Raw genomic sequence first — 23,373 nt, forward strand, 5'->3', positions numbered from 1 at the left:
CTATTATAAACGAGTTTAATAGTTCCCCGAGCGCTTACTCGTGATGACACGTGACCAGAAGCGGCGGTCCGACGGGGTATCGCGCCGGAAGTTCATCGCGGCGGCCGGGGCGGCGGGCGCCGCAGCGGCGGCGGGCTGTTCGGGTCTCGCGAACACCGGCAACGCGAGCGGAGGCGGCGCGAGCACCCTGACGGCGGACGGGTCCTCGACGGTGTTCCCCATCACGAACACCGCGGCGAGTTACTGGAACTCGAACCCGGAGGCCGGCGACGAGGACTACTGGCCGACCGACTGGGCGGAGGGCGAGTACGGGACCGACATGCGGCTGGCCGACTTCTTCGCCGAGAAGTACGGCTACGATGCCACGGAGGAGCGCTCCAACCCGCCGTTCCGCGTGAGCGTCGCCCTGAGCCACTCCGGGACGGGCATCGAGGGCGTCATGGAGGGCCGCGTCGACATCGGCGACTCCAGCGCCCCGGCCGAGGACGAACTCTCCGACGCCGACCAGGACACGCTCGACAACTTCGTCGACCACGTCGTCGGCGTCGACGGCCAGCCCATCGTCGTCAGCACGGAGATCGCCGACGCGGGCATCGAGCAGATCACCCTCGACGAGCTGAAGGGGATCTACGAGGGCGATATCTCCAACTGGAGCGAGATCGGCGGGCCGGACCGCGACATCCTCGCGCTCGGACGCGCCGAGGGCTCCGGCACCGACACGGCGTTCCGGTCGAACGTGTTCGGCGACCCGGAGCACCCGATCGAGCCGGACCAGCGGTTCGGCCAGAACCAGCAGCTCCAGCAGGCCATCTCGCAGGCCGACAACGCCATCGCGTACATCGCGCTGGCGTTCGTGAGCGAGGACACGCCCGCGATCGGCCTGGAGATCGACGGGACGGTGTACGAGTACGGCGAGAACCTCGGCTCGCAGGAGTACCCGCTCTCCCGGGACCTGCACGCCTACACGTGGGAGGACACCTCGAAGAAGGAGGCCGCGTTCCTCAACTTCTGTCTCAGCGACTTCGGGCAGGAGATGTTCGTCGCCGGGAACAACTACTTCAAGCTCCCCGAGGACCGCCTCCAGTCCCAGCGCGAGAAGGTCAGCGCGGACAGCTACGAGTAACACGGTCGACGCCCCGGCGAACCAACTCTCATGGAACCAGAACTCTCCGACGTCATCGTCCGCGCCCGCGACTACCGGTCGCGCCACGGCGACGGCGCCGTTCGGCTGTACGCCCTCTGCTCGCTCGCGATACTGGCGACCTTCCTGCTGTTCTGGATCGGGTCTCGGTGGACGGTCCTCCCGCTGAGCGCCTTCGTCCTCCTCGCGGCCGTCGGGTGGGCGCGCCACCCGGCGGCGGCGGCGAAAGGCACGACGTTTCTCGCGACGGTCGCGACGGTCGCCGTGCTCGCGCTGATAGTCGTCTTCCTCCTGATCCGGTCGGTCGAGGCCGTCCGACACATGGGGCTCGGCCTCCTGGTGCGCACCGATCCCCCGCTGTGGACGTCCGGGGACGGCGGCGTGTACGCGCTGACGCCGATGATGGTCGGCACGGCGATCACGACGGTCATCGCGACGGCCGTCGCCGCGCCCGTCGGGATCGCCGGCGCGGTGTTCGTCAGCGAGATCGCGCCGGGGAGCGTGCGCGAGGTCGTCAAGCCCGGCATCGAACTGATGGCCGGCATCCCCTCTATCACGTACGGGTTCGTCGGGCTCACGATCGTCAACCAGTACCTCTATCACGAGCTCCGGACCCCGGCCATCGGGAACTACTTCTCGGCCGGTCTGATGATCGGGGTCATGGCGCTGCCGACGGTCGTCACGGTGGCCGAAGACGCCCTGTCGACCGTCCCCGAGTCGATGAAAGACGGGTCGGCCGCGGTGGGGTCGACCCGCTGGCAGACCACGAAGAGCGTGACGCTGCCGGCCGCGCTGTCGGGCGTCTCCGCCGGCGTGTTGCTCGGCGTCGGCCGAGCGATGGGGGAGACGATGGCGGCGACGGTGATGCTGTCGCACACCAAGGGGTTCCCGAACCCCTTCTACGACGTGTTCGGCGGCTACGGCGAGACGCTGACCACGGTCATCGCGTTCGAGGGGGGCAACGCGAGCGGCCTCCACATGAGCGCCCTGTTCGCCGGCGGCGTCGTCCTGTTCGCGATGGTGATGCTGTTGAGCGTCGCCTCGCAGTGGATCGAGTGGCGAATGCACGAGAAGCTCGGGGGTGAGCGGTAATGAGCAACGTCGAGCGCACCGAGATCGTGGGCGGCGAGTCGTCCGCCGGTCGGCGCCTCGCGCACGGCGTCCTCGCCGTCGCCGCCCTCGGATACGTCGGCGCCTGGGCGACGCTCCTCCAGTGGGTCGACGAGACCGCCGCGCTCGCCGGCGCGGGGCTGTTCGACCTGTTCGGCGGCGCGCTGCTCGCCGTCGCGGTCGGCCTGACCGCGGCGGGGATCGGATCGCGCTTCGGCTACGTGGAGTCAACGCCCTCGTCGTCCGCGGGCGCCGCGGTCGGCCTCGCGTTCGGCCTCCTGTGGGGAGTCGCCGGCGGCCTCGCCGCCGCGCACTGGGTCGGCGGCGGGGCGGCAGCGTGGGCCGCGGCGCTCGCCTGCGGCGGCCTCGGCACTGCGGCGGGGACGGTACCCCGAGAGGACGTCGGGTCGACGCTCCCGGCCGCCGCACTGCTGGCGCTGACCGGCGCGGCGATCGCCGGCGGGTACCTCGACGCCGACTGGACGTGGGAGTCGGCCTGGTCCTCGGCGGTGTTCCCCGGCAGCGAACTCGTCCCGGTGATCGCGGTCGTCGGGTCGCTGCTCGGCCTCTGGAGCGGGGCCAAGGCGAAGGAGGGGTTCGGCACGGAGGGCCGGCAGAGCGGCGCGTTCGTCCTCATCGGCACGGGCGTGTTCAGCGTGCTGGCCGTGTTGGGGCTGCTCGTCGGCTTCATCGTCGTCCGCGGGTTCGACGCGATGCTGACCGGGGCGAGCCTCGCGGGGGGACGGCTCGCGCTCCCGTTCGGCGCGTCCCTCCCCTGGCCCGAACTCCCGTTCGTCACCAACCCGACCGGCGGCCTGTACGTCGCCGTTCCCGGCGTCCTGCCGGCCATCCTCGGCACGCTGTGGCTCGTCGTCGGCGCCGTCGCGTTCGCGCTCCCGCTGGGGATCGGCGCGGCGGTGTTCCTGACCGAGTACGCGGAGCAGGGGCGGTTCGTTCAGGTCGTGGAAGTCGCGACGAACGGGCTCTGGAGCACGCCGAGCATCGTGTTCGGCCTGTTCGGTCTGGCGTTTCTCGTCCCGCGGATCAGCGGCGGTAACTCGATACTCGTCGGACAGCTCGTCCTCGGGTTCATGCTCTTGCCGTTAGTGCTCATCACCAGCCGCGAGGCGATCAAGGCGGTCCCCGACGAGTACCGCGACGCGAGCGCCGCGCTGGGGGTGAGCCGGTGGGAGACGATCCGAAGCGTCGTCCTCCCGGCGGCGATGCCCGGCGTCATCACGGGAGCCATCCTCGGCGTCGGCCGGATCGCCGGCGAGACCGCGCCGCTGTTGCTCGTCTTCGGCGGCCAGCCGTACCCGAGTTCGACGCCGAACGTCCTCGGCTCCTTCCGGGTGACGGCGCAGCCGCCGTTCGTCACGAACGAGGCGTTGCTGTCGCCGGCGAGCGCCCTGCCGTACCAGCTGTACTCGGCGATCACGGCCGGGACGTTCCCGAAGGAGACCTTCACCACGACCGAGTTCGGCTGGGGGACCGCGCTCGTGCTGTTGCTCGTCGTGATCGGGCTGTACGCCGTCGGGGTCGGAAGCAGACTGTACTTCAGGAGGAAGCTACGCAATGAGTAACACCGAACTACGACACGGAAGCGACCGCGACGAACAGCGAGTGACGACGACCGGAGAGACCGACGAGCGGCTGCGCGAGGAGTGGACGGAGTACGACTTCGACGGGGAGACGGCGCTCTCGGTGTCCGACCTCGACGTGTACTACGGCGGGGAGCGGGCGCTCCGGAGCGTCTCGATGGACGTCCCCGCGGAGAGCGTGACGGCCCTCATCGGCCCGTCGGGCTGCGGGAAGTCGACGTTCCTGCGTTCGCTCAACCGGATGAACGACCGCATCGACGCCGCCCGCGTCGAGGGGTCGGTCGCGTTCGACGGGGAGGAGATCTACCAGGACGGCGTGAACCTCGTCGAGCTCCGGAAGCGGATCGGGATGGTGTTTCAGGCGCCGAACCCGTTCCCGAAGTCGATCCGCGACAACGTCTCGTACGGACCTCGGAAGCACGGCGACGTCGAGACGGGGCTGGTGTCGCGGCTGCTCGGCCGCGACGACTCCGCGGCCGTTGACGACCTCGTCCGGGAGGCGCTGGAGCGCGCCGCCCTCTGGGACGAGGTGAAAGACCGGCTCGACGACAACGCGCTCGGCCTCTCCGGCGGGCAGCAGCAGCGCCTCTGCATCGCGCGCTGCCTGGCCGTCGACCCGGACGTCATCCTGATGGACGAGCCCGCGTCGGCGCTCGACCCCATCGCGACGGCGAAGATCGAGCAGCTCATCGAGGAACTCGCCGAGAGCTACACGGTCGTCGTCGTCACCCACAACATGCAGCAGGCGGCCCGCGTCTCCGACCAGACGGCCGTCTTCCTCACCGGGGGGCGGCTCGTGGAGTACGGCGACACCGACCAGGTGTTCGAGGACCCGCGGAGCGACCGCGTCGAGGACTACATCACCGGCAAGTTCGGGTGACCGCGGGGTGAGCACGATGGAGACCCGCAAGATCCAGACGGTCGGCGGCGGGACGTACACCGTCTCGCTCCCGAAGGAGTGGGCCGAGTCGAACGGCGTCGCCGGCGGGACGGAGGTGGACCTCCACGCGCACATCGACGGCCTGCTCGTGATCGAGCCGGGGTCCCGCGGGGACGGCACTCGACGGGCGACGGTCCGGGTCGACCACGACGATCCGGACCGGCTCGAACGGACGCTGCGGGCGACGTACGGAGGCGGCTTCGAGGAGGTCGCGCTCCGCTCGCCGGACGGGTTCGCCCGCGAGCAGCGGCGGGCTGTCGACGACGTTGCGGGGTCGCTCGTCGGGCTGACGCTCGCCGACGAGTCCGCGGGGCGGCTGACGGTCCGGACGCTGCTCGACGCCGACGAGGTGTCGGTCGGCCAGTCGGTGCGACAGCTGCAGTTCGTCGCGCTGTCGATGCACCGAGGGGCCACCGCCGCCCTGACGAGCGACGGGGTCGCGCCGCCGCCGGCCGACCGCGACGACGAGGCCGACCGGCTGTTCCGGCTCGTCGACCGCCACTTCGCGCGCGGCCTGTCGCGACTGGACGAGGTCGACGCGCTCGGACTGACCCGGCCGGAGCTGTTCGAGCTTCGGTCGACGGCGCGCGAGCTGGAGCGCGTCGCCGACCACGCCGAGCGCGTCGCGTCCGTCGCGGGCGCGGTCGACGAGGTGCCGGCGGACGCGGCGGACGACCTCGAGACCCTCGGCGAGCGGTCGCGGGAGGTCGTCGAGACCGCGGTGAGCGCCGTCCTCGGCGACGCCGGGCTCGACGCCGCGCACCGCGCTCTGGTCGACCGGGACGAGGTCCGCGAGCTGGCGTCGGCCCTCGACCGCCGCCTGTTCGAGGCGGCCGACGCCGACTACCGACTGACGCGCGCGGCCGACAGCCTCCTCCGGACCGCCGAGCACGGCGGCAACGTGGCCGAACTGGGCCTCCGGGCCGCGCTCCGCCGGGGCGAGCGGCCCGGTGCCGATCCCGACGAAGCGGCGGCGTGCGACGACCGCTCAGCGCCGCGCGCGCCGGCGGAAACCGACGAGTGATGGAGCGACGGAGCCGGCGTCGCCTCGTCGGGCGCGTTTCGCGCCCGCCGACGGCGAAAGGTGGATTCTTCACGCTGGGGGCCGTAGCCGGCGACGGTGGCGATGAAGACAGTTACCCCCACCGAGCCCCGTGTGACGAGGACCTCTCCCGAGCCACCACTCTACTGACGCGGAGCGGCGCTTCGGCGCAAGATTGAACCCGAGTTTCCGCGAATAGCTCCGTATGCAACTCCGTCGGCTGGGCATCAACGACTCCGTCAGCGCTGTGTTTCCGCCGGACCGCCTCGAATCGGCACTCGCCGACCTCCCCGTCGAGGTCGCCGTCGTCGGCGACGACCGCGGGGACCTCGCGGAGTGCGACGGCGTCGTCACGTTCGCGCACCGCGAGTCCTACCTCGACACGGTCGACTGGGTCCACTCGATCCAGGCGGGGGTCGACCGCTTCCCCGTCGAGGAGTTCGAGGCCCGCGACATCGCGCTGACGAACAGCACGGGCATCCACGACGACACCGTCGGCGAGTTCGTCGCCGGCTACATGCTCATGATCGCCCGCCGGCACCACGAGTACGCCCGCAAGCAGGCGCGCAAGGAGTGGGCGCACGCCGAGTGGGACGCCCCCTTCACCCTCGCCGGCGAGTCGCTCTGCGTCGTCGGTCTCGGGACGCTCGGCCGCGGCATCGCGGAGCGGGCGGACGCCCTCGGGATGGAGGTGACCGGCGTCAAGCGTACGCCGGAGGACGTGCCGGGCGTCTCGACGGTGTACCCGGGGGACGAACTCCGGGAGGCCGTCGCGGACGCGAAGTTCGTCGCGCTCGCGGTGCCGCTGACCGACGAGACCGAGGGGCTGATCGGGAAGGACGAGTTCGACGCCCTGCGAGACGACGCCTACCTGATCAACGTCGCCCGCGGCCCCGTCGTGCGGCAGCAGGAACTCGTCCGGGCGCTCGAACGCGGCGACCTCGCGGGCGCCGCGCTCGACGTGTTCGAGGAGGAGCCGCTCCCCGATCGCTCGCCGCTGTGGGAGATGGACGAAGTGATCGTCACGCCCCACGCCGCCGCGCAGACGCGAGACTACTACCGGGACATCGCCGACCTCGTCCGGGAGAACGTCGACCGCATACAGTCGGACGAGGAGCTGTACAATCGGGTCGTGTAGCCGCCTACAGCGACTCGACGAGGTCGACCACAACCTCGCGGAACGTCTCGACGTCGACGTCCGTCGCCACCGAGGCGTTCGGGGTCCCCTTCTCGTCGGCTTCGGCCCGCGTGTCCGCGATGGTCGCGCCGCGGGACGGGCCCTCAGACGTGTCGACCGCGAGCGGGAGGCGCTCGTACTCCAGCACGTCGGCGATCAGGTCCGCGCCGACGACCGCGTCGGGCACCGAGTAGCCGCCGTCGTGGCGGAGTTGGTCGGGGTAGTTACACCACTCGCCGACGGTCGACAGCGGGTCGTCGGCCGCGCACCACCGCTCGACGAGCTCGGTCGGCAGCACGGCGGGTTCGGTGACGCCCAGTCCGACCATGTGGGGGTCGGTATCCCGGACGACGCGGTACGCGGCCTCGGGGTCGGCGTACGCGTTGAACTCCGCCGCCGGCGTGGCGTTGCCGCTTGTCAGCGCCGCCCCGCCCATGAAGTAGAGGTCGCCGATCGTCTCGGCGAACGCCGGGTCCCGCACCGTCGTGACGGCGACGTTCGTCAGCGGCCCCACGGCCGCGACGGTGAGGTCGTCGCCGTACTCGCGGGCGCGGTCCAGCATGAACTGGCTCGCGTCCATCTCCACCGGTTCGGCGGTCGGCTCCGGCAGGTCGCCCCTGATGCCGTCGGGGCCGTGAACCCACTCTGCACGCTCCAGTTCGCCCGTCAGCGGGCCGTCCGCGCCGCGAGCGACCGGCACGTCCGACCGGTCCAGAAACTCCAGCACCGAGAGCGCGTTCCGCGTCGTGTTCTCGACCGTCGTGTTGCCCGCGACGGTCGTGACGCCGACGACCTCCCAGTCGTCGTGGGCGAGCAGCATCGCCAGCAGCAACGCGTCGTCCGTACCCGGGTCTACATCGAGAAGAACCTTCTTCGCCATTTTCAGACGTTGAACGGACCCATACTTAAAAGTATGAGGAGGACCGGCAACATTCCCGGAGACGGCTCGGCCGAACTGCTCCGCGGCGCGGAGCGTGTCCGGATAAGGACGCCGACGAACGGCGAGGCGGTTCGGAGAGCGGTCCCTCAGAAGAACTTGAACAGGTCGTCGCGCTCCTGCTCGTGGAGGTGGTGGCGGACCGCCTCCTTCAGGGCGTCGAGGTCGCCGCGCTTCGCGGTGACGGGCGCGACCGTCTCCCGCCACTGCTGCCACGGCGGGTAGAGGCCGAAGCGGTCGCAGATCTCGTCGAGGCGCTCGTCGCGGTCGTCGACCTTGTCCATCTTGTTGACGGCGATCACGGTCGGGACTCCGAGGTCCTGCAGGAAGTAGTACATGTCGAGCACGTATGGGACCTCGTCCTCGTCGGAGTGGCGGTCGATGATGTCGACGGCGCTCTTGCCGTCGAGCACGATGACCGCGACGAGGACGTTGTCGGCGTACTCCTCCAGGTAGTGGACGATGTCGTCTTTGATCTGCTCGCGGTGGTCCTCGGGGACGCCGGACATGAAGCCGAACCCGGGCAGGTCCGTGAGCATGAAGTCCTCGGGCGCCCAGTCGTAGTGGTTCGGCGAGCGGGTGACCCCCGGCTTCTGGCCGGTGTCGAACGAGTGGCCGGTCAGTTCTCGCATCAGCGTCGACTTCCCGACGTTGGACCGGCCGACGAAAGCCACTTCGGCGTCGCGGTCCGGGCGGTCCTCGAACATGGCGGCGAGTAGCGGGCGGCGGGGGTTAAGGATGCCGTCTCGACCGCATCCGCGCGTCCCGTGTTTATTTCTCCCCGGGGATCCAACCGCGGGACGTGCGCCTCGTACAGGTGATGATACCCGCTGGAAAGCGGGAAGCCGTCCTCGACACGCTGGACGACGAGGGGATCGACTACGCGGTGGCGGACGAGACGAGCGGCCGCGAGTACACAGCGGTCGTCTCGTTCCCCCTGCCGCGAAACGCCGTCGAGCCGATACTCGATCGGCTCCGCGAGGTAGGGATCGACGATAGCAGTTACACGATCGTCCTCGACGCCGAGACCGTCATCTCGGAGCACTTCGAGAAGCTTCAGGAGCGGTACGGCGAGAGCGAGGAGTCCGAACAGCGGATCTCCCGCGAGGAGATCCGGGCCGGGGCGTCCGACCTCGTGCCGAACTTCCGGACGTACATCACGCTCTCGATCGTGAGCGCCGTCGTCGCGACGGCGGGCCTGCTGCTCGACTCGCCGGCGGTCGTGGTCGGGTCGATGGTGATCGCGCCGGTGCTGGGGCCGGCGATGGCGACCAGCGTCGGCAGCGTGATCAACGACACCGATCTGTTCAAGAAGGGCGTGAAGTACCAGATCATCGGGTTCTCCGGCGCGATCATCGCCGCGACGGCGTTCGCGGTACTGGTGAAGTCGCTGTATCTGGTGCCGCCCGGGATCGACGTGCTGGAACTGAATCAGGTCCAGGGCCGCCTCTCGCCCGACCTCCTCTCGCTCGCCGTCGCGCTGGGCGGCGGGATAGCGGGCGCGATGAGCCTCTCCGGCGGCATCTCGGCGGCGCTGGTCGGCGTGATGATCGCCGCGGCGCTGATCCCCCCGGTGGCGGCCGTCGGGATCGGGATCGCGTGGGCGCTCCTGGACGTCGTGATCGGGGCCGGCGTGCTGGTGCTCGTGAACCTGTTCTCCATCAATCTCGCCGCGCTCGTGGTGCTCTGGTACATGGGCTATCGCCCCGAGCAGTGGTACGAGGAAGACGAGGCCCGGGCCAAGACGCTGCGACGCATCGGGACGCTCGTCGTCGGCCTGCTGCTCCTCTCGGGGTTTCTCGCAGGCGTCACGCTCACCTCGTACCAGACCGCGACCAGCGACCAGGCGATCCGCGACCAGGTGAACTCGGTCCTGAGCGAGGAGGAGTACCAGAACCTCACGCTCATCGAAGTACAGATACAGCGAACTGGCAGCACTTTCGGGTCGCAACCCGACCAGGTGCTGGTGACGATCGGCCACCCGACCGACGAGCAACACCCCGGCTTGGCCGGGAAGATCCGCGAGAGCGTCAGAAACTCGACGGGGACGAACGTCAGCGTACAGGTGCAGTTCGTCGCCGTCCAGAACGCGGACGGCAGCTCCCAGCGGCTCACGGCCCCCGGGGCTGACCCGCCGCGACCGCACGCCGCCCGCGCGCGGCCCGTAACGTGACCCTAGGTCGAGAGGGCGCTGAGTAACCGGGTTCTTCGGCCACCGTTGCGACGGTAACGACCATCCACCCTTTTTCGCGCGGACTGCGTGGCACTGCTGTGCGTCTCATCCAGATTCTGGTTTCCGACGAACGGCGCGACGCGGTGACGGACGCACTGGAGTCGGAGAACGTCGACTTCGTCGCGATGCGAAACGAGGCCGAGGAGGGCGGGTGGGTGATCGAGTTCCCCCTCCCGACGGACGCCGTCGGTACGATCCGCGACAGGCTGGAGGAGGCCGGGTTCCCGGAGGACGGCTACACGGTTCTCGGCAGCGCGGAGACGGCGACGACGCCGCACTCGGAGGAACTGCAGAACCAGTTCGCGGCCGACTTCGACCCGCTGACGCGGCCGGAGCTCAAGTCCAAGTCCCAGGACATGAGCCAGGACCCCACGTCGTTCGTGGCGATGATCTTCTTCTCGGCCGTCATCGCCACGGCGGGCCTGCTCGTCGGCTCGCCCGCGGTCGTCGTGGGGTCGATGGTGATCGCGCCCATCGTCGGCCCGGTGCTGACGACTGGCGTCGGCGCCGCCACCGGCGACACGCAGATGTTCCGGGACAGCCTCTGGCTGCAGTTGGGCGGCATCGTCGTCGCGGTCGGCGGCGCGTGGCTGTTCGCATCGGCGTTGCGGACCGGCGGGTTCGTCCCGGCCGACCTCGACATCGCCGCCATCCAGCCCATCGCGCTCCGCATCTCGCCGAGCGTCTTCTCACTGGTCGTCGGCCTGGCGTCGGGCGCCGCCGCCGCGTTCGGCCTGACGACGAAGGGACCGACCTCGCTCATCGGCGTGATGATCGCCGCGGCGCTCATCCCGACGGCGGCGACGACGGGGATCGCCCTCGTCTGGGGGTACCCGGTCATCGCGGTCGGGACGCTCTTCCTGCTGATCGCCACGCTGATCGCCATCAACGTCGGCGTGTTCGTGACGCTGCGGGTTCTCGGCTACCGCTCCGGGGAGTGGAAGTTCCTCCTCTCGGGTCCGACGAGGCAGACGGCGACCCTGCTCGTGACCCTCGTGGTGGTCCTCGCGCTGGTCGGCGTCGTCGCCTACGGCTCGGGACAGCAGATCACCTTCCAGCGCTCGGCGTCCACGGCGGCCCAGGACGTCGTCGAGTCGTCCGAGTACGCGGGCGTGAACGTCGTCTCGGTTCGAACGGAGTACACCGGCATCAAGCCGTTCAGCGCCCCGGAGAACGTCACTATCGCCGTTAGCCGCGCGCAGGGAGAGGAGTACCCCGATCTGGCGAACGCCTTCGCGAGGGCCATCGCGTCCGAAACGGGCGAGAACGTCACTGTCAGCGTCACGTACCAGACCTACCAGACGTCGACGCCCGAGAGCGCCGCCCGGGCGGCGAACGCGAGCGACGAGGGTAACGCCTCGGTCCCGGCGCCGGCGCGACGGCCGGCCGCCGTACGCGCGCCGGCGGCGTGACTCAAACGGGCGTTTGACCCTACGTGAACTACTTTGTCGGGTGTATCGTCGTTCGACCCGTATGACACGAAAGCGACTCATCGCGACGCTCCTCGCGGCGGTTATGCTCGTCACCGCGGGCTGCGCCGGGGGGATCGGCAGCACCGGAGACGCGGCGAACGACGGCGGCGCGAACAACGCGGCCGCACAGCAGGGACAGCCGGACCGAACAGTGAGCGTCTCGGCGAGCGGGGAGGTGACCGCCGACCCCGACCGCGCGGTGCTCGACGTCGCGGTCGAGGCGACCGACGACGACCCCGAGACGGTGCGACAGCGCCTCGCGGAGAACGCCTCGCGGATGCGGTCGGCCCTCGAAGAGATGGGGATCGGCGAGGACCAGATAACGACCCAGCACTACGTCATCCGTCAGAACCGCGAGTCGCGGGAGAACCCGGACGTCACCAGCTACAGGGGCATCCACGCCTTCGAGGTCGAAGTCGACGACGTCGACTCCGTCGGCGCCGTCGTCGAGACGGCGGTGGACAACGGCGCGACGAACGTCGGGAGCGTCCGGTTCACGCTCTCGGAGGACGCCCGCGAGGACCTCCGCGAGGACGCGCTCGCCGAGGCCGTCGACAACGCGCGGGCCGACGCCGAGGTGCTGGCGACGAACACGAACCTGACGGTCACGGGCGTCTCGTCCGTCTCGACGGGCCACGTCAGCGTGCGGCCGTACCGCGCCGAGGCCCAGACCGCCGCGGCCGGCGACGCCGGGACGAACATCGAGTCTGGCCCCGTCAGCGTCACCGCGCAGGTGCAGGTGACGTTCAACGCGACCGAGAACTGACGCGGCTTGCGATCGGCAGCGGCGACCGACGGCCGCTTATTCGTCGAACGGGAGTTCGGGTTCGTACCCGATCGCGTCGACCGCGGCGTCGAGGACGGCGTCGACGTTCTCGTCCTCTTTCACGCTCATGTAGTAGTCGGCCTCGACGTCCCGCGAGCGGTCCGCCTTGTTACACACCGTGAGCACGGGGACGTCCTCGAACTGCTCCTCGACCGCATCGCGGAGTTCGAGTTGCACGTCGATCGGGTAGCCGCAGTCGAGACTCGCGTCGACCAGAAAGAGCACGCAGTCGGCGAGGTGTTCCAGCGCGCTGACGGCCTGTGACTCGATGTCGTTGCGCTCCTCCGGCGGCCGGTCGAGCATCCCGGGGGTGTCGACGATCTGATAGCGGATGTGGTCGCGCTCGAAGTGCCCGAGGCCGATCCCCCGCGTCGTGAACGGGTACGACGCCGTCTCGCCGCGGGCGTTGGTCACGTCGTTGATGAACGACGACTTGCCGACGTTCGGGTAGCCCGCGACGACGATGGTCGGGTCGTCGGGGTCGATCTCGGGCAGCGTGCGCAGTTCGTCGCGCGCCTCGCTGATGCGCGCTAGGTCGTCCTCGACCTCCTCGACCACGTCCGCGAGGCGGGCGAACGCCTGCTTGCGGATCTTCCGCGCGGTGTCGGCGTCGCCGCGCAGGCGGCCCTGGTACTCCTCGCGGATGTCGGCGGTCTTGCGGCTCGCCCACTGCACCTCCGAGAGGCTCTGGCGGAGTTCGTCCACGTCGACCAGCGCGTCGGCGAGTTCGTAGTAGAAGGGGTCGATCTCGCCGAAGTCTGGCCAAGACGTGACGACGTTCTGCAGGTTGTCCGAGAGGATGTTCGACGCCGTCTGGAGCATCGACTGCTGGGCCTCGAAGCCGCTCTTGGCCCGGCCCGCCCGCGCCGCCCGCGAGAACGCCTTGTCGATAAGTTCCTCCGACGTGGGCGTCGTCGGGAGGTCCTCGAAAATCATGCGCGAACGTAGGTCGCCGGCGCCTAAAAGCGCGCGGATTCGGCGATTCGGCCGATATCGTCCCGTCCGCCCCCGAGCGCGCCCGACGGTCCCGGGAAGACATATATCCGCTCCGGTACTACCGTCCCGTATGAACTGGCGCGCAGTCGTCACCGGCTTCCTGGTGGAGATCGTCGCGGGACTGTTCGCGCTGGCGATGCCCGGCGTGGGCCACGCCGTCGCCGGGCTGATCGGCGGGTTCGTCGCCGGCTACATAGCCGGCGGCGGCCTCGTCAGCGGCGCGTGGCACGGGCTGGTCGCCGGGTCGCTCGGCGGACTCGTCCTCGCCGCCGCCTTCGGCCTCGGCACGACACTGATCGGGACGGTCGGTCTCGGCCCGCTCGGGCCGTTCCTCGGCGGCGCCGTCTTCTTCGTCGCGCTCGCCATCGCCGTCCTGATGGCGCTCGACAGCGCGCTGGCGGGTGCGCTCGGCGGGATACTCGGGGACTCCGGGCCGCAGAATCCGGGCCGGTATCGGTAGAAGCGTTCGGCAGCGTCGCCGCCTATCGCCGCTCCGCGAGTTCCGCCCGCAGGTCGTCCAGATCCATCCCCTTCATCGACAGGAGCACGAGCAGGTGATAGACGATGTCGGCGCTCTCGTGGGCCATCTCCTCGCGGTCGTCGTCCTTCGCGGCCAGGATCAGCTCCGTCGCCTCCTCGCCAAGCTTCTCTAACACCTCGTTTTCCCCCTTCTCGCTGGTGAACAGCGACGCGGTGTAGGAGCCCTCCGGAAGCGTCTCCTTGCGGTCCTCGATGACGGCGAACACCTCGTCGAGCACGTCCGCGTCGAACTCGTCCGCGGCGTCCGCCGCGGGGGACCGGTCCTCGCCCGTCATGTGAGCTCTGCCACCTCCCTGATGTCGTCGAGTTCGTCGAACTCCTCGCGGGGCTGGCGGCCGCTCTCGAACACCGATTCGTCGACCTCGACGGAGGCGTTCGTCCGGGCGGCGAGCGCCAGCGAGTCGCTGGGACGAGCGTCGATCTCGGCCTCGCCGCGGGGGGTCTGCACGTGGAGGTCGGCGATGTAGGTGCCGTCCTCGACGGCACTGACGACGACGCCGTCGACGCGCCCGCCGAGTTCCTCGATGACGTCGAGCAGCAGGTCGTGGGTCAGCGGTCGGCCGATGTCCTCGGCGTCGAGGCCGCGCGCGATGCTCGCCGCCTCGTCGAAGCCGATGAAGATGGGGAGAACGTCGCTCTCGTCCTCGACGGCGAGGACGGCGACGGGCACCGGGCCGTCCGGCGTTCCGGCGACGCGCACGGCGTCGATTGTCGCGTCCATACCCGAACTGAGGCCCCCAGCAAGAAAAGTCCACCCTACTGCGTCGCGGGCGTCTCGGCGAAGAACGCGAGTTCGTGGATCCGGTCGTCGTCGGTCAGTTCCGGGTGGAACGAGGTGCCGATCACGGGGCCGTCGCGGACGGCGACCGCCCGCCCGTCCCACTCCGCCAGCACGTCCACGTCGCCGACCTCGCTGATGACCGGCGCGCGGATGAACACGCCAGGGAACGGGTCGTCGAGCCCGTCGACGTCGAGCGGCGCCTCGAAGCTGTCCTTCTGGCGGCCGAAGGCGTTGCGTTCGACCGTCACGTCGACCAGGTCGAGCGTCTCCACGCGGTCGTCGCCCGCGTCCCGCGCGGCGACGATGAGGCCGGCGCAGGTCGCGAGCACCGGTTTCCCGGCCGCGACATGGTCGACGATCTCCCCGGCGATCCCGTCGTCGTGGAGCAGGCGGGAGATGGTCGTCGACTCCCCGCCCGGCATCAGGAGCGCGTCGCAGTCGGGGACGACCCCGGCGTCGCGGACCTCGACCACGTCGGCCGACCGGCCGCGGCGCTCGGCGGCGCGTTCGATGGCCTCGGCGTGCTCGCTGACGTCGCCCTGAACGGCGACGACTCCGGCAGTGAACGTCATTGCGCGTCGCTACGCGCCGAGAGTAAAAAACCCGCTCGGACTAGCCGACGATCGACAGCACCTGGATCATGACGCCGAAGAGCACGCCGAAGGCGATGACGGTCTTCGGGTCCATGGTGATCGCGTTCCGGTCTTCCGCCTCGAAGTAGCGGACGAGGCCCGCGCTGGACATCAGCCCGCCGCTGTTCTGGCCGCTGCTCATGTGCGACCATCTACCCCCGCACCGGGTAAACCTTTCGCACCACAGCGGGCGTGTGCGGCCGAGCCACGAGTGGGAAACCCTTATGCGCCAAGCGTGGCAATTCTCTGCGAGCGCAGCATGACTGTAACACTCAAGGATTTCTATGCGGACTGGTGTGGCCCCTGCAAGACGCAGGACCCCATCCTCGAGGAGCTCGAGGAGGACTGGGAGGACCGATTCGAGGTCGAGAAGATCAACGTCGACGAGGAGCAGGACGTGGCCAACGAGTACCAGGTCCGCTCGCTTCCGACGCTCATCATCGAGAACGACGACGGCATCGTCGAGCGGTTCGTCGGCGTCACCCAGCGCGACGACCTGGAGGACGCGCTGGAGCAGGCCGGGGCGTAAGCGACGACCGTTTTCCGACGGTCTTTTTCGCGGACGGGTGGCCTGCGGATCGACGGTCCGTTACCGGCCCCCTCCCGATAAAGCTCCGCCGAAGAGGCCGCGGTGAACCGCTCGCTTCGCTCGCGGGCAGTTAGCGGCCGTCAATCTACCACTCACCGCTCTCCGTAGACTTCCCCCAGCGGCCGCGCTCGGCGTTTATGCCGAGCACCGTGACGCTACGCGTCACGAGCCTCGCGGCATAGCCGCGAGACGCACGGGGGAGGGCAGGCACTCCGAGCGTGCGCCGGCGACCGCCGGCGTCTTCACGAGCGAAGCGAGTGAAGGCTCGTGAGGCCTTCGGCCTCACGGTAGCTCGCGCAAACTGGCGAGCCTTAGCGAGAACTGCTCCGCAGTTCTCGCGGTGGACATTGAAAGGGCGCAGCGAGGGCCGCCAGGCCCGAGCAAGGGCTTTCTTTAGTGGAAGCGGATCCCCACGTCGTGCATCCCCTCGTTGTAGCGCGCGAGGTTGATCAGGAGGGGCGTCAGGCTCTCGACCTCGGCCGCGTTCGCGATCGGGCCGGCGTCGAGCGCGCGCAGCCCGCGGATCTGCTCGGCGAGCATCGTCACCGTCTCCTTCGCGTCCCCGTCGTTCCCGACCACGAGCGTGTCGACGTCGAGGTCGGCGTCGAGGTTCGCGAGGCGGTCCGCCGCGAGGTTGTGGAACGCGCCGACGACGGGCACGTCGTCGGGGGCCGCCGAGGCGGCGACGGCGGTGACGCTCCCCGCGCCGGGGCGGTGGTAGTGGAGCCCCTCCTCGTCGCTTTTCATGCCGACGGCGGGCGAGACGAGGACGTCGTCGTCGTCCAGTCGGTCGGCGACGGCCTCGACGGTGTCGGAGACGTGGTACGGCGGGACCGCGATCACGACGACGTCCGCGCGGTCGGCGGCCATCGCGTTCTCGAACCCCTTTATCTCGCAGTCGACGCCGCGACTGTCGAGTTCCGTCTCGTACTCCTCGGCCTTGTTGCGAGCCTTCTCGGGGTCGCGGGAGCCGATCAGGACCTCGTGAGACGTGTCGTACGCCCAGCGGAGCGCGAGTCCCTGCCCGATGTCGCCCGTACCGCCGAGTAGTGCGAGTCGCATACGGGGAGGGTCGGACGCTCGGGGATTAATACTGTCGGACGTAAGCCCTTCAACGATTTCGCCACCTCCGGGTGGCGAATATCTTCACGTAGTTACGTCCGACAGTATAGCGTTGGGAGATCGGTGGGACTCGCCGCTCGGACCGGCGGCGCCAGCGGCGGCGACGAACCGGAAACGTCGAGCGTCAGGTCGCGGCGTCGCGGAGCCGGTCGTAGCCGCCGTAGTACGCGAGCCAGGTCGCCAGCAGGAAGATCCCGGCGAACGCGATGCCGCGGAGGGTGAGGCCAATGGTCTCGTCCGGCGCGACGGACTCGATCGCCCACAGCAGCGGCGTGCTGAGGAGGATGGTCGCCCAGAAGATCGTCGTGCGACCCGCGCGGTCGCCGTCCGGGCCGATCGATCGGGCGAGCAGGCGAGACACGATGGGGGCCGCGACGACGGTGGCGACGGCGGCGACGAGGAGGAACGACGCGACGTCCGCCGACACCGCCGCCCCGACGACGACCCCGACCAGGAGAGAGAGGCCGACCGTCCAGGCGCGGCGTTCGAGCGTGCTGCGGTCCATACCGGCCTTCGATCCCCCCGGGGAATAGTACTGACGACTGTCGCTTCGCGCGCGTTCCGCTGCGGAGCACTGGACGGCACGGGAAACGTCAGGGCGCGTCCTCGTCCTCGGGGTTCATCGCCGCGCCCTCCGGCGCGCCGCCGCCGTACGCGTCGCGCTCCGAGAGCTCGCGGAGGCGCTGGTCGACCTCGGCGGCGAGCGTCTCTGCGCGGTCGTAGTCCGCGTCGTCGGCGGCGCGCAGGCGCTCGACCGCCTGACTGGCGTCGGCGAGCAGGCGGGCCGCTTCCTCGCGGTCCGCTTCCGTCGCGCGGTCGAGCGCATCGCGGACGGCGTCGGGGTCGGGAGCGACCTCGCCCGCGTCGTCGTCGCGGCCGGTGTCGGAGTCGGTCACGGGCGACCGTGGTACGCCGAGCGCCAAAAGCGCTCCCCCCACGCGTTTCAACCCGGGCGTGGTACGGCGTTCATGGAAGGATTCCTCGCGGGTGCCGTCGCGACCGTCTGGAAGACAGCCGCCGCGATCACCGGACGACGGCAGGGCCTGACCGCGCTCCCGTCGCCGTTCCCGCTGGCGCTGATAGAGCGCGTCGTCGGCGCGGAGGCGCCGAGGTCAGTCCGGTATCCGACCGCTGCGGTCGCTCACCTCGGCTACGGCGGGACGATGGGTGCCGTCTTCGCGCTCCTGTGGCCGCGGGGTGGGGCCGCACGCGGCGCGACGTGGGGCGCGTTCCTGTGGGTGATTCAGCAGGTGATCTTCTTCCCGTTCGTCGGATGGGGGCCGTTCGGCCGCGACCTGTCGCGGAAAGCGTCGCTGGAGACGTTACTCCATCACCTGATCTACGGCCTCGTCCTCGGCGTCCTCATTCGAGACGGGCCGGAAGATCGTTGACGGAGTCGAGGACGGCGGCCGCACCGGCTTCCTCGTACTTCGCGCGGCCCGCCTCGCCGGTGAGGCCGCCAGTGAGGACGCCGACGCCGCGGTACTCGCGCGACGGGTCGTCCTCGGCGGCGTTGACTGCGGTCCGTACGTCGTCCAGGGTGTCGCCGACGAAGACGACCGAGTCGGCATCGAAGCGCTCGGCGAGCGTCACGAGGGCGTGCGGGTCGGGCTTGCCCGCCTCCCAGTCGTCCATCGTGAAGCGGTGCTCGGCCGGTACGTCGAGGCCGACGCGCTCCAGCGCGATGCTCGCCTCCTTCGCGGGACGGCCGGTGAGCACGCCCACGTCGTAGCGCTCTCGGAGCGCGGTGAGCGTCGACGCCTCCGCGATGACCGGTTCGTCGTGGATGAACCCTTCCGACTCGATGTCGGGGTCGCCCCCCTCGATGGCGCGGTAGAGGTCGGTCCCGAGGTACAGCTGCTGGAACACGTCGCGCAGGCGCTCGCGGTCCCAGCGCTCGCGGACGCGCTCGGTCGCGTTGGCGCCCAGCGCGTCGGTGATGACGGCTTCCGCGGCGTCGAGACCGCCGCCGCGGCCGGCGATCGCGCCGGTGTAGGCCGCGATGCTCTGGTCGTACCCCTCCGCGGTCGCGAGCACGTACAGCGCGGCGGCGTGGGTGAGCTCCCAGTCGTTGTTGAACCCGCCGGCGTCCTTGAACCGCTGGACGTCGTCCTTGCGGATCGTCCGGTCGTAGACGCGCTCTATCGACTCGACGATCGCCCGGCGGTACGAGTTCTCGACGTCGACGAGGACGCCGTCGACGTCCAGCACGACTGCGTCGGCGTTCATGTCGGGAGACAGGCAGTGCGGGGATAAGGGCGTGTCGTTGCGAGGCGCGGGGTTGGTATCGGCGGTTACGGTCTCCGATCCCGTCCCGACCCCGGCCCGTCCGCGGCGCGAAACAGCGTCTCGTCGGGGAGCGTCTCGCGCTCGACCGGGACCGCCGGCGGGTCGCCGCCGAGCGTGGTGAACAGCAGGTCGGCACCCGCATCGCGGGCGGCGTCGCGGAGCGGGCGGTGGAGTTCGGGCGGCGCGTTCAGCGCGTAGACGACGTCGGCCCCGGAGTACACCGCCGGATCGGGATCGGTCACGTCGTCGACGACGAAGGCGACGCCGTCCGGGACGAACCGCTCGTGAACGTCGGTCGCAGTGACGTCGACGCCGCGCTCGGCGAGCGCCGCGGCGACGTCGGTTCGACGACCGATTCCGACCTCGACCGCGGCGGCGTAACTGGCGAGTCGTTCGGCGAGGGCGTCGGTGGACGGCCGGGACACGGCGGGATGTTTATTGCTCGCGCGACCTAATGGCTGTCCATGCTCGTTGACATCGTGCCGGTCGGGGAAGTGCCCGCCAGGGTCAAACGGCAGGCATCGTCCGGCCTTCGCAGCGTCTACGACTGCGAAGTCACCGTTCAGGAGTCTCAGTCCATCCCCAGCGGCGCGTACGACAGCAACCGGAACCAGTACGGTGCGGAGGAGTTCATCAAGCTCGCGAGCCGCGTCGGCCGCGGCGAGAAAAACATCGCCGTCACCACCAAGGACCTCTTCTACCGGCGGCGTAACTACGTGTTCGGGCTCGCCTACCTCGACGGCAACGGGAGCGTTGTCTCGACGTACCGGCTGCAGACCTCCAGCGACGGCGGTTTCTCGAACAAGGACGCCGGAGAGATCTTCGGCGACCGGGTTCGCAAAGAGATCGTCCACGAGATCGGCCACACCCTCGGGCTGGAACACTGCGACAACAAGCGCTGCGTCATGAACTTCTCCCCGACCGTGCGCGAGGTCGACGTGAAAGAGGAGACGCTCTGTGGCACCTGCCAGCGTCAGGTCCTCTAACGGCGCGATAGCCCCGTTCGGTGCTAGCAGCCCTCCCCGCTCGTTTTCTACCTCGAACACCTACGAGATCACACGATGCGCAAGAACGAACTCGTCCACCTCCACTCGCTTCTCCGTCTCCTCCGCGAACGGTACGCCGACGACGCCGACGACGCCGCGTTCGCCGACTACGACGCCCTGAGCATCGACCCGACGCACGCCCACCGGTCGAAGGGCGCACACGAGGAGGCGGTGCTCGCGCTGTCGGCGCAGCTCGCCGACGAGCTGTCGAAACACGGAAAGTACAGCGGTCAGGACGACGCCGCGGGAGCCGCGACGGCGGACGGTCAGGGCGCGTAGTAGTACTCGCCCTCGGAGCGCTGCTCGCGGTCGAGCTGGCTGCCGGGCTTGTTGATTCGCGGCCGGCCGACGCGCTCGTCGCGCCGGAAGGTGATCTCCAGGTTCGCGAGGAAGTCGTTCATCCCGGAGCGCATGTCCTGCGGTTGGCCCGCGTGACCGCGCTCTGCGGGTTCGCCGTCGAACACCATCAGGCGGTCCGACAGCAGGTCGATCATGTAGATGTCGTGGTCGATGACCAGCACCGTCGCGTCCTGGCTCTCGGCGTAGCGCCGGATCGCGCGGGTCGCCTGCACCCGCTGTTCGACGTCTAAGTGCGCGCTCGGTTCGTCGAGCAGGTAGATGTCGGCGTCCTCGGAGAGACACGCCGCGATGGCGACGCGCTGGCGCTCGCCGCCGGAGAGGTCGTTCAGGTTCTGCTCCATGATCCGCTCCAGCTGGAGCGGCTGGGCGATCTCCGTGTTCCAGTACGAGCTGCCGAACTGGTCGGTGATCGAGGAGAGGAAGGCGTCGACCCGCATGTGCTGGTCGATCTCGATGTACTGGGGTTTGTAGGAGATGTCCAGCGAGAAGTCGACCTCGCCCTCGTCGGGTTCGAGGTCGCCGGTGAGCAGCTGGGCGAACGTCGACTTCCCGATGCCGTTCGGGCCGACGATGCCGAGCACCTCGTTCTCGCGGATCTCGCCGCCTTCCACGTCGAGCGAGAACTCGCCCTCGCCGTAGCTGTGCGAGAGGTCGGGGTACTCGACGAGCGTCTCGGAGGTCGAGACCGGGCGGGGCGCGTGCTGCTCGAACTCGATGGCCTCCGGCCGGATGCGCATATTCTCGTTGTCGAGGTAGCCCGCGAGGTACTCGTTGATCCCGTTGCGGACGGACTTCGGCGAGGTGACGACGCCGTACGCGCCGGGTTCGCCGTACGTCACGTGGAGGTTGTCCGCGAGGAGGTCGAGGATCGCGAGGTCGTGCTCGACGACGAGCATCGACTTGTCGCCCTCCTCCGCGAGCTCGCGGATGAGGCGGGCGACGGTGACGCGCTGGCCGATGTCGAGGTAGGGCGTGATCTCGTCGAGGAAGTAGAAGTCGGCCTCCCGGGCGAGACACGCCGCGATGGCGACCCGCTGGAGCTCGCCCCCGGAGAGGTTGTCGATGTCCTGGTCCATCACGGGGCCGATCGAGAGGCGCTCGACGAGGTAATCGAGGTCGCCGCGCTCGTCGGTCCGCTCCAGCAGCTGCCGGGTGTTGCCGTCGAACTGACCGGGGATCTGGTCGACGTACTGCGGCTTGCGGGCGACCGTCACGTCGCCGTCCTTGACGGCCTCGATGTAGTCCTGTAGCTCCGTGCCCCGGTAGGCGTCGAGGGCGTCGTCCCAGTCGACCTCGGCCTCGTGCTGGCCGAGGTTCGGGACCATCTCGCCCGCGAGGATGCGGACGGCGGTCGTCTTCCCGATGCCGTTCGGACCGAGGATACCGGTGACCTGTCCCTCCTGCGGGACGGGAAGCCCGTACAGCGAGAAGGCGTTCTCGCCGTAGCGGTGGGCCGGGTCGTCCTGGAGCTCCTGGGGCAGGTTGATGATCTCGATGGCGTCGAACGGGCACTTCTCGACGCAGATGCCGCAGGTCTCGCCCAGACAGATCTCCTCGCTGATGCGGATCTGGTCGGGCTCGCCCTCGTCCGCCTCCTCGCCGCGGAGCGTGATGCACTCCTTGCCGGTCCGGTTCGGCGGGCAGTAGTTCTTGCACTCGTAGTTACAGCGGTCGGGCTGACACCGATCGAGGTCCACGACCGCGATGCTGTCCTGGGCCATCTTAGACCTGGAAACCGGTTTCGAGCATGATGCCCCACGTCACGAACCAGAGCGAGAAGGTCATGAACGCGATGAAGAGGTAGTCCTTCGTGCCGGGACCGTCCTCTCCGTACACGCCCAGAACCCTGTAGAGGGGGATCTGTACGAGAACGACCGCGAGAACGACGAGCTGGGCCGGCTGGTGGGTCGCGGCCGCTGCCGGCGACATGCCCGACGTCATCACGGACGAGAGCAGCGCCGCTGCGATCCCGCCGATGGACGCGAGCGACGTGACCGTGATAGATCGGAGATGGGAGTCCATCCCCTCGACTTCGGCTTGTTCGGTCGCCATACGGGACGGTCGGGGACCCGCGGTGAAAAACAGTTCGCTTGGCGGCGCTCGCCGCCGTCGACACTGAGTTTAGCACGCTCGGCGGCAATCTTTATGCCGCTGGCGGCTTTCGATTCGTAACGATGGCTGGATCAGACGAGGAGCTCGAGGACCTTCCGCCGAGCGCGAAGTTGGTTTTCAAAGTACTCGAATACGACGGGCCGCTCACGCAGAAGCAGATCGTCCAGGAGTCGATGCTCTCGGCGCGGACCGTGCGCTACGCGCTCGAACGCCTCCAGGAGATCGGCCGGGTCGACGAGGACGTCTACTTCGCCGACGCCCGACAGAGCCTCTACGAACTCACGGAACAGGAGCAAGAACAGTCCGTCGAGGCCGACGGCGGTCCCGAACCGAACGGTTCCGAGGGCGAGGAAGCCGAGCCCTGCCGCTGCGCCGAGTGACCGCGTCGTCCGGCCGCTGAGCTGATCTCCTCTCTTTCTCCGACCGC

The 23,373-nt window shown here is 69.4% G+C and carries 29 protein-coding genes; 15 read left to right on the plus strand and 14 right to left on the minus strand.

Translation table 11 applies throughout. The features are described 5' to 3' along the window. The first annotated feature begins 43 nt into the window (after positions 1-43). From D8670_RS12160 to ddh, 6 genes are all read left to right on the plus strand, one after another. Complete coding sequence (locus tag D8670_RS12160; protein ID WP_121818356.1) at positions 44-1,123, plus strand: PstS family phosphate ABC transporter substrate-binding protein; 1,080 nt, start codon at positions 44-46, stop codon at positions 1,121-1,123. A gap of 30 nt (positions 1,124-1,153) precedes the next feature. Next, positions 1,154-2,233: a phosphate ABC transporter permease subunit PstC gene (gene pstC / locus D8670_RS12165; protein WP_121818357.1), complete on the plus strand. Its 1,080-nt coding sequence runs from the start codon at positions 1,154-1,156 to the stop codon at positions 2,231-2,233. Beyond that, positions 2,233-3,834: a phosphate ABC transporter permease PstA gene (pstA, locus tag D8670_RS12170; RefSeq protein WP_121818358.1), complete on the plus strand. Its 1,602-nt coding sequence runs from the start codon at positions 2,233-2,235 to the stop codon at positions 3,832-3,834. The genes pstC and pstA overlap by 1 nt, the downstream gene beginning before the upstream one ends. After that, entirely contained in the window at positions 3,827-4,732 is a 906-nt protein-coding gene (gene pstB / locus D8670_RS12175) for a phosphate ABC transporter ATP-binding protein PstB (RefSeq protein ID WP_121818359.1), read from the plus strand. The genes pstA and pstB overlap by 8 nt, the downstream gene beginning before the upstream one ends. A 16-nt stretch (positions 4,733-4,748) precedes the next feature. After that, positions 4,749-5,816 carry a phosphate signaling complex PhoU family protein gene (locus D8670_RS12180; RefSeq protein ID WP_121818613.1) on the plus strand — a complete coding sequence of 356 codons (1,068 nt, stop codon included), beginning with the start codon at positions 4,749-4,751 and terminating at the stop codon, positions 5,814-5,816. Positions 5,817-6,039: 223 nt separating this feature from the next. Continuing rightward, a complete protein-coding gene (gene ddh, locus D8670_RS12185; RefSeq protein ID WP_121818360.1) occupies positions 6,040-6,972 on the plus strand; it encodes a D-2-hydroxyacid dehydrogenase in 933 nt (310 codons plus the stop codon). A gap of 4 nt (positions 6,973-6,976) precedes the next feature. Here ddh and D8670_RS12190 read toward each other — a convergent pair whose 3' ends face one another. Together D8670_RS12190 and engB are read right to left on the minus strand one after the other, a co-directional pair. Then, positions 6,977-7,891: a nucleoside hydrolase gene (locus D8670_RS12190; RefSeq protein WP_121818361.1), complete on the minus strand. Its 915-nt coding sequence runs from the start codon at positions 7,889-7,891 to the stop codon at positions 6,977-6,979. Between the two features lie 146 nt (positions 7,892-8,037). Continuing rightward, positions 8,038-8,655 (minus strand): GTP-binding protein EngB, encoded by a 618-nt coding sequence (gene engB / locus D8670_RS12195; protein ID WP_121818362.1) that lies wholly within the window; start codon positions 8,653-8,655, stop codon positions 8,038-8,040. A 95-nt stretch (positions 8,656-8,750) separates the two neighbouring features. On the opposite strand from engB, the gene D8670_RS12200 reads away from it, so the two are divergent. The 3 genes from D8670_RS12200 (at position 8,751) to D8670_RS12210 (ending at position 12,419) form a co-directional block, all read left to right on the plus strand. Next, a complete protein-coding gene (locus D8670_RS12200; protein WP_121818363.1) occupies positions 8,751-10,121 on the plus strand; it encodes a TIGR00341 family protein in 1,371 nt (456 codons plus the stop codon). Between the two features lie 98 nt (positions 10,122-10,219). After that, complete coding sequence (locus D8670_RS12205) at positions 10,220-11,593, plus strand: DUF389 domain-containing protein (protein ID WP_121818364.1); 1,374 nt, start codon at positions 10,220-10,222, stop codon at positions 11,591-11,593. Between the two features lie 61 nt (positions 11,594-11,654). Then, complete coding sequence (locus D8670_RS12210) at positions 11,655-12,419, plus strand: SIMPL domain-containing protein (protein WP_121818365.1); 765 nt, start codon at positions 11,655-11,657, stop codon at positions 12,417-12,419. A gap of 36 nt (positions 12,420-12,455) precedes the next feature. Here D8670_RS12210 and D8670_RS12215 read toward each other — a convergent pair whose 3' ends face one another. Continuing rightward, on the minus strand, positions 12,456-13,415 hold the full coding sequence (locus D8670_RS12215) for an NOG1 family protein (protein WP_121818366.1): 960 nt from the start codon (positions 13,413-13,415) through the stop codon (positions 12,456-12,458). A gap of 130 nt (positions 13,416-13,545) precedes the next feature. Between D8670_RS12215 and D8670_RS12220 the strand changes: the two genes are divergently transcribed. Next, positions 13,546-13,935: a DUF5518 domain-containing protein gene (locus tag D8670_RS12220; protein WP_121818367.1), complete on the plus strand. Its 390-nt coding sequence runs from the start codon at positions 13,546-13,548 to the stop codon at positions 13,933-13,935. 22 nt (positions 13,936-13,957) lie between these two features. Here D8670_RS12220 and hisE read toward each other — a convergent pair whose 3' ends face one another. The 4 genes from hisE to D8670_RS12240 are packed head-to-tail and all read right to left on the minus strand — an operon-like array spanning position 13,958 to position 15,570. Continuing rightward, positions 13,958-14,290, minus strand: coding sequence for a phosphoribosyl-ATP diphosphatase (hisE, locus tag D8670_RS12225; protein WP_121818368.1), 333 nt, complete (start codon positions 14,288-14,290; stop codon positions 13,958-13,960). Beyond that, the gene (locus D8670_RS12230) at positions 14,287-14,736 is read right to left on the minus strand and encodes a bifunctional nuclease family protein (protein ID WP_121818369.1); all 450 of its coding nucleotides are present in this window, start codon (positions 14,734-14,736) and stop codon (positions 14,287-14,289) included. Before D8670_RS12230 ends, hisE begins: the two co-directional genes overlap by 4 nt. 35 nt (positions 14,737-14,771) lie before the next feature. Next, entirely contained in the window at positions 14,772-15,368 is a 597-nt protein-coding gene (gene pdxT / locus D8670_RS12235) for a pyridoxal 5'-phosphate synthase glutaminase subunit PdxT (RefSeq protein WP_121818370.1), read from the minus strand. 40 nt (positions 15,369-15,408) lie between these two features. Beyond that, complete coding sequence (locus D8670_RS12240) at positions 15,409-15,570, minus strand: preprotein translocase subunit Sec61beta (protein ID WP_121818371.1); 162 nt, start codon at positions 15,568-15,570, stop codon at positions 15,409-15,411. A 117-nt stretch (positions 15,571-15,687) separates the two neighbouring features. Between D8670_RS12240 and D8670_RS12245 the strand changes: the two genes are divergently transcribed. Then, positions 15,688-15,957: a thioredoxin family protein gene (locus tag D8670_RS12245; protein WP_121818372.1), complete on the plus strand. Its 270-nt coding sequence runs from the start codon at positions 15,688-15,690 to the stop codon at positions 15,955-15,957. A 453-nt stretch (positions 15,958-16,410) separates the two neighbouring features. Here the strand turns inward: D8670_RS12245 and npdG are convergent, their stop codons facing one another. The 3 genes from npdG to D8670_RS12260 all read right to left on the minus strand — a co-directional run bounded on the left by npdG (position 16,411) and on the right by D8670_RS12260 (position 18,035). Beyond that, a complete protein-coding gene (gene npdG / locus D8670_RS12250) occupies positions 16,411-17,079 on the minus strand; it encodes an NADPH-dependent F420 reductase (protein ID WP_121818373.1) in 669 nt (222 codons plus the stop codon). A 184-nt stretch (positions 17,080-17,263) separates the two neighbouring features. Beyond that, on the minus strand, positions 17,264-17,644 hold the full coding sequence (locus tag D8670_RS12255) for a hypothetical protein (protein WP_121818374.1): 381 nt from the start codon (positions 17,642-17,644) through the stop codon (positions 17,264-17,266). Positions 17,645-17,732: 88 nt separating this feature from the next. Beyond that, on the minus strand, positions 17,733-18,035 hold the full coding sequence (locus D8670_RS12260; RefSeq protein ID WP_193569354.1) for a hypothetical protein: 303 nt from the start codon (positions 18,033-18,035) through the stop codon (positions 17,733-17,735). 72 nt (positions 18,036-18,107) lie between these two features. Between D8670_RS12260 and D8670_RS12265 the strand changes: the two genes are divergently transcribed. After that, the gene (locus D8670_RS12265) at positions 18,108-18,530 is read left to right on the plus strand and encodes a hypothetical protein (protein WP_121818375.1); all 423 of its coding nucleotides are present in this window, start codon (positions 18,108-18,110) and stop codon (positions 18,528-18,530) included. Here D8670_RS12265 and D8670_RS12270 read toward each other — a convergent pair. Both D8670_RS12270 and D8670_RS12275 read right to left on the minus strand, forming a co-directional pair. Further along, on the minus strand, positions 18,502-19,368 hold the full coding sequence (locus tag D8670_RS12270) for a TIGR01548 family HAD-type hydrolase (protein WP_121818376.1): 867 nt from the start codon (positions 19,366-19,368) through the stop codon (positions 18,502-18,504). The two genes, D8670_RS12265 and D8670_RS12270, sit on opposite strands and share 29 nt — an antisense overlap. A 65-nt stretch (positions 19,369-19,433) precedes the next feature. Continuing rightward, positions 19,434-19,853, minus strand: a complete 420-nt coding sequence (locus D8670_RS12275; protein ID WP_121818377.1) for a UPF0146 family protein — start codon at positions 19,851-19,853, stop codon at positions 19,434-19,436. Between the two features lie 39 nt (positions 19,854-19,892). Between D8670_RS12275 and D8670_RS12280 the strand changes: the two genes are divergently transcribed. Continuing rightward, complete coding sequence (locus D8670_RS12280) at positions 19,893-20,414, plus strand: archaemetzincin family Zn-dependent metalloprotease (RefSeq protein WP_121818378.1); 522 nt, start codon at positions 19,893-19,895, stop codon at positions 20,412-20,414. A gap of 75 nt (positions 20,415-20,489) precedes the next feature. Then, positions 20,490-20,753, plus strand: a complete 264-nt coding sequence (locus tag D8670_RS12285; RefSeq protein ID WP_121818379.1) for a UPF0058 family protein — start codon at positions 20,490-20,492, stop codon at positions 20,751-20,753. Here the strand turns inward: D8670_RS12285 and D8670_RS12290 are convergent. Further along, positions 20,741-22,555, minus strand: a complete 1,815-nt coding sequence (locus D8670_RS12290) for a ribosome biogenesis/translation initiation ATPase RLI (protein ID WP_121818380.1) — start codon at positions 22,553-22,555, stop codon at positions 20,741-20,743. The genes D8670_RS12285 and D8670_RS12290 overlap by 13 nt on opposite strands. Position 22,556: 1 nt before the next feature. Next, positions 22,557-22,886, minus strand: coding sequence for an EMC6-like membrane protein (locus tag D8670_RS12295; RefSeq protein WP_121818381.1), 330 nt, complete (start codon positions 22,884-22,886; stop codon positions 22,557-22,559). 122 nt (positions 22,887-23,008) lie between these two features. On the opposite strand from D8670_RS12295, the gene D8670_RS12300 reads away from it, so the two are divergent. Continuing rightward, positions 23,009-23,326 (plus strand): MarR family transcriptional regulator, encoded by a 318-nt coding sequence (locus tag D8670_RS12300; RefSeq protein ID WP_121818382.1) that lies wholly within the window; start codon positions 23,009-23,011, stop codon positions 23,324-23,326. Positions 23,327-23,373 lie beyond the last annotated feature (47 nt).

Source organism: Halostella limicola (assembly GCF_003675875.1).
GTDB classification, from domain to species: domain Archaea; phylum Halobacteriota; class Halobacteria; order Halobacteriales; family Natronoarchaeaceae; genus Halostella; species Halostella limicola.